The sequence below is a fragment of the candidate division WOR-3 bacterium genome (assembly GCA_039804165.1).
In the GTDB taxonomy this organism is placed as follows: Bacteria; Hydrothermota; UBA3072; order UBA3072; family UBA3072; genus JAFGHJ01.
In genome coordinates this window covers 19368-30302 of the sequence record JBDRZZ010000019.1, presented here as the reverse complement: position 1 = coordinate 30302, position 10935 = coordinate 19368, and the positions used below count along the sequence as shown (strand labels likewise).

Genomic DNA, 10935 nt, shown 5'->3' with positions numbered 1-10935 from the left:
TATACGAAGAAGGTTGTTGGATGAAATATTTCTTTAAAGTGCAAAACGAGAGATTGGAAAGAGGCATTGGAAAGGGCAATAAATGGTGAATTTCCTCTGGGTGTTAGAGGGAGTGGTTTACAACTGATAAGTGACAATGAGTCACAACCTACATCGGTGAGTTTTATGAAAGACACTGCAACATTAGGAACAAATCAGATATGGACCTTTTATGATAATCTGAAAGGCAAAGAGAGACCGAACGAATGAGGAGGACGATAAAAGAGGAGGTTATCTGGCTTAATGAATTTGAGACACTTGGAGAAGCGAAAGAGAAGTTAGAGAATTGGTTTGAAAATGATTATAATAAATTATATGTTCATAGTAGTTTGGGATATATGAGTCCTTTAGAATTTGAAGCTAAATATAAACTTAAGAGGAAAGCAGGATGAAAAGTCTACAAATTATAACCTCAAAATGTGTCTTGACTTTTGGGGTAGAGTACAGTTTTATTTACAGTATTTAATTCTTGACTCCTTTTTGGTTTTATTATACTAGAGAGGAGGTTTTTTCAATGCCTTTTCCTTGAAAAATCCAATATAAAACCTTCCAAATACTCAATCTCCGACTTTTGACGCAGAAATTTTGGGGTAGGCAAAGGATAGTTTTATTTTTAAAGTTTTTTATTAAAGATTTTAGTATAAAATGGAACTATAAAAGGGTTTAATCGTCTAATAAAGAGGAGGAAAAATATTATCTGGAAGAAACAACAACTTTTGCTTTTGTTTTTTGATATTCTTTTTGCAATAGTTTCAGTTTTTTTGACATATCAGGTTGTACCTGAGAGAATAATTGGCTTTGTTCATAATATTTATATAGAGATGTTTGTTTTCACTTTGCTTGTTCTTGGGATCTTTGCGTATCTTGATTTATACAATTATCTGGTTTTTTTAAACCGCTTTAGATACATTTATAGAACTTCGAAAGGGATTGTATATATTTTTATTTTTTATTTAATCTGGCTTTGGTTTTCATCATCTCTTCACACTCGATATGTCCCATCTTTGTTTATTCTTTTTTTTGTTTTTTCTTTTTTTACTTTCTTTTCAAGGATTGTTATTATTCCTATATTTTCTTTGTTATTACCCAAAACAGAGGTTATTCTTTATGCTCCCGAAGGAAATTATAATACTATTGAAAAGTGGATAAAAGAACATTTTGTTTCGGGTCTTAAGATAAAGAAAATTTCAGATAAAAAAGAAGAGATTGAAGAATATGTGAGAAAAGGATGCCCTGTTATTCTCTCTACATTTACAAAAAATTGGCAAAATTTAATTGATTATCTTTTTTATTTTAAGAACAAAGTTCCTGTCATTTTATTTTCTCCACTTTTAAGTGGAATTGATGATGTAGATTATTGGGCTTATATTGAAGATGTCCCTGTTGTTCCATTTAGATGGAGTGGGCAGTCAAAAGGATATCTTTTTTCAAAAAGAATAATAGATATGATTGGAGCAATTTTTGCAATTATAATTTTCTCTCCTATTATGTTTATTGCTGGAATAGGAGTTAAAATCTCTTCTAAAGGACCGGTATTTTTTATTCAAGAGAGAGTAGGTAAAAATGGAAAAATTTTTAAAATGTTGAAATTTCGTTCTATGTTTATTTATTCTTGTGAGGAACCTCATAAAGAATTTATTAAATCTTATATAAATGGAAATAATAATGGAGGAAACAGATTTAAAATGATTAATGATGCAAGGGTAACTTCATGGGGAAAAATAATAAGAAAAACAAGTGTGGATGAATTTCCTCAGTTCTTTAATATTTTAAAGGGAGAAATTTCATTAGTGGGTCCAAGGCCACCTCTTCCATATGAAGTTACTCAGTTTTCCAACTGGCATAAAGAACGTCTCTCTGTGGAACAAGGAGTAACAGGAGTGTGGCAAGTTTTCGGAAGGGCAAGATTACCATTTGACAAATCTTGTTTTCTTGATATATTCTATGTAGAGAATAGAAGTTTGTCTCTTGATTTGCATCTTTTGAGTCAAACACCACATACAATTGTTTTTGGGAAAGGAGCTTATTGAAAAAATGGGGTTTTTGAATATTAGAGGAGAGAAAAGAGAATTTAACACAGAGGAGGCACAGGATTTAATAATACCTGAGTATAATATAATTGTTAGAAACTCAATTCTTGGGAATGGGGTTACTATATGGAGCAATGTGAATATATATGGAGCAGAGATAGGAGAGAATACTAAAATAGGAGCTTTTGTTGAGATTAGAAAAGGAGTAAAAATTGGAAAGAATGTAAAGATTGAACCTTTTGTTTTTATTCCTGAGGGTGTTACAATTGGAAATTGTGTTTTTATAGGGCCAAATGTTATCTTTACAAATGATGTTTATCCATACTCTTGTGATGAAGAGGGGAATTTAATAGAAGAATATGAGATAACACCTACTATTGTGGAAGATTCGGTTTCAATTGGAGCTCAGTCGGTCATTAAATGTGGAATAAAAATTGGTAAAGGTTCACTTATAGGACTTGGTTCTACTGTTACAAAAGATGTCCCAGAGAAAGTTGTTGTTTACGGAGAGAAAGCAAAAATTAGGAGGGGATTAGAATGAGAAATATACCATTGGTAGACCTTCGAGCTCAGTATGAAGAAATTAAAGATGAAATGCATACATTATGGAATAATATTTTGAATTCTATGTCTTTATATTTAGGTCCAAATGTTCAAGAATTTGAAAGAGAGTTTGCTTTTTATAATAATGTTAGACACTGCATTGGTGTTGGTTCAGGAACAGAAGCCCTTCTTTTCGCCTTAAAGGCTATAGGGGTTGGGAAAGGGGATGAAGTAATAGTTCCTTCTCATACATTCTTCGCTACTATTGAGGCGGTGATTCATTGTGGGGCTTATCCTGTGATGTTGGATATTGATTCAAAAACATACACTTTGTCTTCAGAAAGAACATTAGAATATATTGAAAGGAATTGCATTAGGGAGAGAGGAGGATTAAAAGACAAAAAAACAGGCAATTTTTTGAGAGTTATTTTACCCGTCCATATTTATGGTCATCCTGCGGATATGGATGAGTTTAAAAAGATAGCAAAGAGGTATGGACTTTATATAATAGAAGATGCTGCTCAAGCCCATGGTGCAGAATATAAAGGTAAAAAGGTAGGAACTCTTGGAGATATAGCTGCTTTTAGTTTTTATTTTTCTAAAAATCTTGGTGCTTTTGGAGAAGCAGGTGGTGTGACAACAAATAATGACGATTATGCAGAAATTATAAGGAAACTTCGTGAACATGGACAGACTACCAAATATTCTCATGAATTGGTAGGATTTAATTCTCGGTTGGATGAGCTTCAAGCTGCTGTTTTGCGGTGTAAATTGAAGCTTTTAGATAAGTGGAATAAAAAGAGAAGAGAAATAGCTTCTTTTTACAACGAAAATTTGAAAGAATTACCAATTGTAACTCCAATAGAGTCTAAAGATTCTTACCATGTATATCATCTTTATGTAATCCGTACAAAAGAAAGAGATCGGCTTGCTGAATACTTAAAAGATAAAGGGATTGGTTGTGGAATGCATTATCCTATTCCAGTGCATCTTCAGAAAGCAATGCAAGGAAATGGTTATAAGAGAGGGGATCTTCCGGTAACGGAGAAGATAACAAATGAGATTCTATCTTTACCGATGTATCCTCATTTGTCTTATGAGGATGCTGGTAGAGTTGTAGAAGCTGTGAGAGATTTTTATAAATAGGAGGAAGGATGAAAGTAGGGGTCATTGGTCTTGGATATTGGGGACCAAATTTAATGCGAAATTTACTTTCTTTTAGAGAGATACAGGTAATTGGGTGTGAGAAAGATGTAAAACGCTTGGAAGAGGTTAAAAAAATGTTTCCTAATGCAGAATTTGTAAGAGATTATAGAGAGTTAATTCCTAATAAAGAGATAAAAGCTGTTCTTGTATCAACTCCTGTTTCTTCTCATTATGAAATTGCGAAAGAATTCCTTAATGAAGGGAAAGACGTGTTTGTTGAAAAGCCTTTGGCGGAGTCTTCGGATAAAGCTCAGGAACTAATAAAGTTAGCAGAAGAAAAAGGTTGCATTTTGATGGTCGGTCATATATTTGAATATAATGATGCAGTGATAAAAATCAGTGATATAATAAAGAATGATGAAATTGGAGAGGTTCAATATATAACTTCTACAAGAGTAAATTTAGGGATCCATCGTAAAGATGTAAATGTACTATGGGATCTAGCTCCTCATGATTTATCTATTATTTTCAGGTGGATTGATTCAGAAGTGATTTCGGTTTCAACAATGGCAAAGGCTTCTATTATGAATGGTTTGCCAGATGTGGCTTTTATTCAACTGGGTTTCGATTGCGGAATGATTGCAGACATTCAAGTGGGATGGCTTGCTCCTTCTAAGGTTAGAAAGACAATTGTGGTGGGGAGTAAGAAGATGATTGTTTATGATGAAACCAATCCTGAAGAAAAGGTAAAAATTTATAATTCTGGGGTAGAGTTTGAAAATCCACATGATTATGGTGAATTTTTGCTTTCTTATCGTTCAGGAGATATAATTTCTCCAACTCTTTCTAATAAAGAGCCTTTAAAAGTAGAAATGGAACATTTTTTAGAATGTGTGAAAGAGAGAAAGAAACCTTTAACAGACGGTTATAAGGCACTTAAAGTAATAAAAGTTATTGAGATGGCAGAGAGAAGCTTCAGGGAGAAGAGGATTGTCTATAAAGAAGGGTGAACTAGATCCCTTGACTTTATGACAAAAAATATTAATCTTCAGGCAAAATAGAAATGATAGGGTTACTTTTTTTATTTGCTTTTCCTTATGGAGAGGTAATAACAGAAGTAAGTGTTAAAGGTGTTAAAGAAGTTGACACTTCTCTTGTTATTCGTTCTTCCGGTCTTCAAATAGGGGAGATCTTGACAAGGGAAGAAGGAATAGAAGCAATAAAAGCCCTTTATGGAACAGGTTTTTTTTCTGATATAAAACTTGATGCTAAAAGAAAGGGAGGTGGAGTGGAGGTTATAATTGAGGTAGAAGAAAACCCAAGGCTTAAGTCTTTAAATTTCGAAGGAAATAAAAAAATAAAAGATGGGGAAATTTCTTCTTGCGTAGATTTATCTCCTCCAGCTTTACTTTCTGAATATAAACTTCACAGAATAAAAGGTAAAATTTATGACTTGTATAAGGAGAAAGGTTTTACTGGAACAGAAATTTCAATTTCTAAGGAAGTTGAAGAAGATGGTGTGAATGTGACTTTTGTTATTAAAGAGGGTGAGAAATATAAGGTTAAAAAAATTAATTTTATTGGTAATAAAGTCCTTTCAGGGAAAAAACTTTCAAAAGTTCTTTCTAATAAAACTAAAAGATGGTGGACTTTCTGGAGGGATAATAGCCTTAAGGTTGATTCTCTTGAGGCTGATGTTCCAAAGATAGAGGCTTTTTACAGAAATCATGGATTCTTGAATGCGAGAGTAGATTCTTTTTATGTGGAGTATGAGAATAATAATGCAATAATCAACTATTTAGTGGAAGAAGGAAGAACTTATTATTTTGGAAAGACGAATATTGAAGGGAAAGAAGATCCTAATTTTGTTTTAAGAAAGATAAAATGGAAAGAGGGAAATTTGTTTTCTGAGGAAAAGATTAAAAAGACAGTTGAGGATCTTTCTGTGTATTATTCAGATTTTGGTTACTTAAATCCAACAATTTCTCCTAATTATAATATTGTTGAAGATTCTATAGTTGATATTGAATTTTATGTAGATAAAGGTAACCCCGTTTATGTAAGATACATTAATGTTGTTGGGAATGATAAAACTTATGATAAGGTGATTAGAAGAAATATTGTTATTTATCCTGGAGAGATATTTCAGAGAAATAAAGTTATGCACAGTTATAGAAATGTTTTTAGACTTGATTATTTTTCTGATATTAAAATAGATATGGAATTTCCAACTTCTGATTCGATAGATCTTATATTGAAAGTTACAGAAAAACCCACAGGGTATTTTTCAGGTAGTATAGCTTATTCCGGAAGTATAGGACTTACAGGAGGTCTCAATGTTACAATTCCTAATTTTAATGGGACGGGTCAGGTGATTAGTGGAGCTTTTGAAAAATCCCTTGCTTATAGTAAAGAAGAAGGAAAGTATCTTAGAAATATGTCTTTTTCATGGACCCAACCATGGCTCTTTGATACACCTACTTCTTTTGGATTTAGTCTTTATAATACTTATTGGGAAAGAGCTTCATATTATAGTGTAAAAGAAGCGGGAAGTTCTATATCTCTTGGAAGAATTTTAAATAGAGAAAGGAATCTTACTTCCTCTTTGACTTATCGTTTGGAAAGGCAAGAGGTTTACGCTTCTGGAGAATATAAATACCTTGATTCCGGTCTTAATTGGGAAAGTTCTTTGTATAATACTCTTGTATATGATTCTCGAGATTCAAAAATAGCTCCAACAATTGGGGATTATTACTCAATAGGAGTTAAATATGCTGGAGGAATTCTAAAAGGAGATAGACAGTATCATAAGATAATACTTGAAGGAAGGAAATTTAAGAATATATTTGCTAAAGAGCTTGTTATAATGAATAGAACAAGAATTGGATATGCTTTAGGAAGAGAAGGGAAAGAAGTCCCTTTACTTGAAAGATTTTTACTTGGAGGTGTTGGAGAATGGGGGGTGAGGGGTTATGACAATGAGGTAATTGTTCCGGACCTTTCTAAAAAATATATAGGGGGAAATTTTGCGTTTCTTAATAATCTTGAGCTTAGGTTAAATTTTGCAGATAAGGGTTATGGAATGATATTTTTAGATGCGGGGAATTGTTTTAAGGATTTAAAGGAAGTTGATATGACAGATCTTTACTATGGGGTAGGTATAGGATTTAGAGTTGAGATACCAATGATGGGTATAATAGGTGTTGATTTTGGTTGTAACTTAAATTTATTTGAGGGAAAAAGAAGATGGAAACCTCATTTCCAGTTAGGGACAACATTTTAAAATTGTTGAATAGGTTTTTTTTCTTCTCTTTAGTGTTATTTGGGATAGGGTGTGGATCTAAGAAGGAATACAACATTGCACCAGTTCCTGTTTTTACAAAAACTATAAAGATTGATTCAATTTATACAAAAGTTAAAGCTATTCCTACAGGAGATTCTTATTATTTGTTTTGTGGTAATAAAGGGCCTTTTGATTCTTATTCAATAATGAAATTTGATTCTATTCCGGATAGCTTTGATAGTCTTTTTATTAAGTTTGCTTCTGACTCTGGAGGGGCTTTAATTACTTTCTATAAAGTTAAGGAGAAATGGGATGAGGATTCTATTTATTTATGGAGTGATGTGGGACGTCTTATTGATACCTTGCATCCTTTAAAAACTGTAGCAATAAATGACACAAATCCTCTTATTTTTCTTGGAGATTCTCTTTCTTTAAGGGATTCCATAATTAATGCAATTAATAATTTTGGACTTGCTGTTCATTCAGATTCATTTTATTTATTTGGTCTTGTGGGGACCGTCTTAAAAACGAAAAATGCAAGTGGAGATTTTTTATTCTATTTAAAGGATGGAATTTATATAATTAAGAATCCTTTTCAAGATACGATTTTTAAGGATTCTCTTTTGGTTGGAAGAGGTCTTTCAATCCAGACTCATCTTTTCTTCCCGAGAGATTCTTTGCCGAATCATTTAAATAAAGTAGCAGAAGCGAAGTTATCATTTAAGGTTAAAGATAAAATTCCTTTTGGGGTAGAAGCGCGAATAATGAAAATGGGATATATATTTTATCCAATATACTCTTCGGAGAAAGACACAATGAGTTTTGATTTAGCTCCTTTCTTTAAAGACGTTCCGGTTTTTGATACATTCCACATTGTTGTAAAAGCACAAGGGGAATTAGGAGGAATTGGGGTTGAGAAGCTTGAAGGGGGAGAAATAAAATTTGTTTGGGTGGAGTTTCCAAAATGATTAGGTTAATTCTTATTTTTATTTTATCCTTAAACCCTAATCTTTCGGATAAACTTCCTGGAGAATGGGTTGGAGGAAATGGATTTTCAGAAAATCCCGCTATTATTGGTAATGTTCTTGTAAATCCTGCAGTTGCAGATACTGCTAGTTGTATTTCTGTTAATTTTTCTATCTTTACAGATGATTATATTGATACAAGAGATGGAGATTTGTATTCTACATCTTTTGTTATTCCTTTACATTTTGGGTTTTATACTGGGGGAAGTTTTGAAATCCTTTATCGCTCTCGTTTAGAAGCTTTTACTCAAGATTCGGAAGATTTTTATTATTGCACCGATTATTTCATAAGGAAAGGTGGCTTATCTCGTTTCGGCATTTTCTTAAAGAAGAGCTTCGGTTTAATTTCATTAGGGACTGATTTTAATTTGTTAACAGGAAAAATAGAAGAGAAGTGGTGGATTGATTTTAGGCAATATCATGATGTTTATGATACTATCTCAATCTATTTTAGAGGTTATTCTTTGGGTTTAGGTTTTAATTTTAATCTTGAGAATTTAAGTTTTGGAGGATATTATTCTCCTTACGAAGAAATAGAGAAAGAATCAATGGGTGAGAAGTCTGATTTTGAACTGGATAAACCTTTAAGGGTTGGTTTTAATTACTCATTTGGAGAAAATGGGAATATAAGTTTTTCTTTTGATAGGAAAGAGAGTTTGTTTGGTTTTACCTATGGATTTCTTAAGTTGGGTTATGGTAAAATTTATTCTATGGGGAATGGGGTTAGTGTGAAGGCAGATAGAATTTTGGGAGGTTTATCTTTTTCAGAGTTTGAGCTTCCGGTTTCAATAATATTTGAAAATAGAAGATATTATGGAGTGTTTACTGATAATGAATTTATATTTAGTATAGGAACTTTTATTAAAGGAAAAGGGAGGAGAGATGAAAAGGAATTTTAAAATTTTTCTCTTTGTTTTTGCATTGCCTATTTTTGCACAACAGAAGATAGGTTATATTGATTCTCAAAGGATTCTTTCAGAGTATGGAAAGGCAAAAGAGGTAAAAGCTGAATTTGAGAAGAAAATTCAGGAATGGAAGAAAGAGATAAATCGACGGCAAGAAGAACTTGAGCAACTTCAGAAAAACTTGCAGACGCAATCATTTATGCTGACAGAGGAAGCAAAGTTACGTAGGATGGAGGAAATTCAAAAGAAGAAAGCTGAGCTTGATAATTACATTAATGAAATTTATCGGAAAGATGGTAAAGCAGAAACATTAAACAAAGAATTGATGCAACCTCTAATACAGAAAATAGATACAGTGGTTTCAGAGATTGCGAAGGAAGAGGGTTTTTCTTTAATTCTTGATGTTTCTACTGGGGTTGTTATATACGCAGAGGAGATGTATGATATAACTAATAAGGTAATAGAGGCTTTGAATAAAATGTCTGTTCCAGAGGTAGTGGTAGGAGAGAAAATTGAGTATTACATCTTTAAATTTAAGGAAGAAGATGCAGATTCTAAGTCAAGAAGTCTTGGAAGTAGAATTAAAAATTTAATATTTAGCTCAATTAAAGAAGGTTTGGGGAAAGCTTTTGAAGAGATTAAGTCAGCTGATCTCACTCAAACAAAAAAGAGCTTAGCAATAGAAGATGAGGAGGAAGTAAGTAGTAATCTTTCTCTTGCGACACAGTTTCTAAATATGTCTGGAATAACTTTTGTATTAATTGGGAGAGTTTGGATTGAAGGAGGAAATATTTTATTTGAATATTCTATTGTAGATAGAAAAAAAGAAGGGATTGTAGCTTCTGAAAACGTCGAGGTTGGAGTGGAAGAAAATCTTAAAGAACGAATTGTTGAGAAAGTTCTTCCTAAGATAGCCGAATTATACAAGTGAAGATAAAAGAGATTGCAGATTTTTTAAAAAAAGAAGTAAGGGGAGATTCTAATTTTGAAATAAAAGGTATTTCTGAAATTTCAGATGTTCGGGAAGGGCATCTTGTTTTTATCTTTGACGGGAGAAAAGTTTTTTCTATAAAAGGTTTAGATAAAGCTGCAAGCATTGTCCCAGATACTGTGAAGGAATGTCCTGCTAAGGCTTGGATTAAGGTGGAAGATGTAAAAGGTGCGATGATAGGAATATTAAAAGAATTCTACTGGAAAAAGCCGAAAGTTTGCGAAGGACAAATTGAGAATTTGGAAAATTTAAAGCATGTAAAGATGGGAAAGAATGTAAAAGTTGGTAAAAATGTTTTTATTGGAGAAAACTGTGTTTTTGGTAATGATGTAAATATTTTTCCATTCTCCTATATAGGAAATGATGTAGAGATTGGTGATAGGAGTGTGATTTATCCTCATTCTATTATTTTGGATAATACTAAGATTGGAAAAGAGGTAATAATTTACCCTGGCGTTGTTATAGGTTCTTCTGGATTTGGTTATCATCAAGTGGGAGAAAAATTTGAAGCTATTCCTCATATTGGAAGAGTTGTAATAGAAGACAGGGTGGAAATAGGAGCTCTTTCTATGATTGATAGGGGGACAATAGGGGATACAATTATTGGGGAGGGAACCAAGATAGATAATGGAGTTCATATTGCCCATAATGTTAAAATTGGAAAGAATGTAATTATCCTTGCTCAAGTTGGTATTAGTGGTAGTTGTGAGATAGAAGATGGTGCTGTTATTGCAGGACAAGTTGGAATTGCAGATCACATAAAAATTGGTAAAGGTGCAAAAGTTGTGGCAAAATCAGGGGTTGATAGAGATGTGGAAGATGGAGAAGTTGTTTTTGGATATCCTGCTATTAGGAAGATGGAGATGATGCGGCTTATCAGTTATTTTAAAAGATTGCCTGAACTTTTTAATAGAGTTAAGAAACTTGAGGATTTAAATAAATAAGTAGAAAATGTTTTTCATTTTCTAAGCTT

The 10935-nt window shown here is 32.6% G+C and carries 11 protein-coding genes; all 11 read left to right on the top strand.

Annotated elements, in window-relative coordinates:
- Positions 1-66 precede the first annotated feature (66 nt).
- The 11 genes from ABIN61_07055 to lpxD all read left to right on the top strand — a co-directional run bounded on the left by ABIN61_07055 (position 67) and on the right by lpxD (position 10906).
- On the top strand, positions 67-249 hold the full coding sequence (locus ABIN61_07055) for a hypothetical protein (GenBank protein ID MEO0293960.1): 183 nt from the start codon (positions 67-69) through the stop codon (positions 247-249).
- Positions 246-431, top strand: a complete 186-nt coding sequence (locus tag ABIN61_07050; protein ID MEO0293959.1) for an integrase core domain-containing protein — start codon at positions 246-248, stop codon at positions 429-431. Before ABIN61_07055 ends, ABIN61_07050 begins: the two co-directional genes overlap by 4 nt.
- A 324-nt stretch (positions 432-755) precedes the next feature.
- Positions 756-2069, top strand: a complete 1314-nt coding sequence (locus ABIN61_07045) for a sugar transferase (protein ID MEO0293958.1) — start codon at positions 756-758, stop codon at positions 2067-2069.
- A 4-nt stretch (positions 2070-2073) separates the two neighbouring features.
- Positions 2074-2610, top strand: a complete 537-nt coding sequence (locus ABIN61_07040) for an acyltransferase (protein MEO0293957.1) — start codon at positions 2074-2076, stop codon at positions 2608-2610.
- The gene (locus ABIN61_07035; GenBank protein ID MEO0293956.1) at positions 2607-3758 is read left to right on the top strand and encodes a DegT/DnrJ/EryC1/StrS family aminotransferase; all 1152 of its coding nucleotides are present in this window, start codon (positions 2607-2609) and stop codon (positions 3756-3758) included. Before ABIN61_07040 ends, ABIN61_07035 begins: the two co-directional genes overlap by 4 nt.
- 8 nt (positions 3759-3766) lie before the next feature.
- Positions 3767-4768, top strand: a complete 1002-nt coding sequence (locus tag ABIN61_07030; protein ID MEO0293955.1) for a Gfo/Idh/MocA family oxidoreductase — start codon at positions 3767-3769, stop codon at positions 4766-4768.
- A 53-nt stretch (positions 4769-4821) separates the two neighbouring features.
- Positions 4822-7041, top strand: a complete 2220-nt coding sequence (gene bamA, locus ABIN61_07025; GenBank protein ID MEO0293954.1) for an outer membrane protein assembly factor BamA — start codon at positions 4822-4824, stop codon at positions 7039-7041.
- A complete protein-coding gene (locus ABIN61_07020) occupies positions 7005-8009 on the top strand; it encodes a hypothetical protein (protein ID MEO0293953.1) in 1005 nt (334 codons plus the stop codon). The genes bamA and ABIN61_07020 overlap by 37 nt, the downstream gene beginning before the upstream one ends.
- The gene (locus tag ABIN61_07015; protein MEO0293952.1) at positions 8006-8965 is read left to right on the top strand and encodes a hypothetical protein; all 960 of its coding nucleotides are present in this window, start codon (positions 8006-8008) and stop codon (positions 8963-8965) included. The genes ABIN61_07020 and ABIN61_07015 overlap by 4 nt, the downstream gene beginning before the upstream one ends.
- Positions 8949-9902 carry an OmpH family outer membrane protein gene (locus tag ABIN61_07010; protein MEO0293951.1) on the top strand — a complete coding sequence of 318 codons (954 nt, stop codon included), beginning with the start codon at positions 8949-8951 and terminating at the stop codon, positions 9900-9902. The genes ABIN61_07015 and ABIN61_07010 overlap by 17 nt, the downstream gene beginning before the upstream one ends.
- On the top strand, positions 9899-10906 hold the full coding sequence (lpxD, locus tag ABIN61_07005) for a UDP-3-O-(3-hydroxymyristoyl)glucosamine N-acyltransferase (protein ID MEO0293950.1): 1008 nt from the start codon (positions 9899-9901) through the stop codon (positions 10904-10906). The genes ABIN61_07010 and lpxD overlap by 4 nt, the downstream gene beginning before the upstream one ends.
- The last annotated feature ends 29 nt before the right edge of the window (positions 10907-10935 follow it).

Excerpts from the sequence above, each read along its gene's own strand:
- ABIN61_07020 (MEO0293953.1), top strand. The coding sequence starts at position 7,005 with ATGGAAACCTCATTTCCAGTTAGGGACAACATTTTAAAATTGTTGAAT.
- ABIN61_07040 (MEO0293957.1), top strand. The coding sequence starts at position 2,074 with ATGGGGTTTTTGAATATTAGAGGAGAGAAAAGAGAATTTAACACAGAG.
- ABIN61_07030 (MEO0293955.1), top strand. The coding sequence starts at position 3,767 with ATGAAAGTAGGGGTCATTGGTCTTGGATATTGGGGACCAAATTTAATG.
- ABIN61_07050 (MEO0293959.1), top strand. The coding sequence starts at position 246 with ATGAGGAGGACGATAAAAGAGGAGGTTATCTGGCTTAATGAATTTGAG.
- ABIN61_07015 (MEO0293952.1), top strand. The coding sequence starts at position 8,006 with ATGATTAGGTTAATTCTTATTTTTATTTTATCCTTAAACCCTAATCTT.
- ABIN61_07035 (MEO0293956.1), top strand. The coding sequence starts at position 2,607 with ATGAGAAATATACCATTGGTAGACCTTCGAGCTCAGTATGAAGAAATT.
- bamA (MEO0293954.1), top strand. The coding sequence starts at position 4,822 with ATGATAGGGTTACTTTTTTTATTTGCTTTTCCTTATGGAGAGGTAATA.
- ABIN61_07010 (MEO0293951.1), top strand. The coding sequence starts at position 8,949 with ATGAAAAGGAATTTTAAAATTTTTCTCTTTGTTTTTGCATTGCCTATT.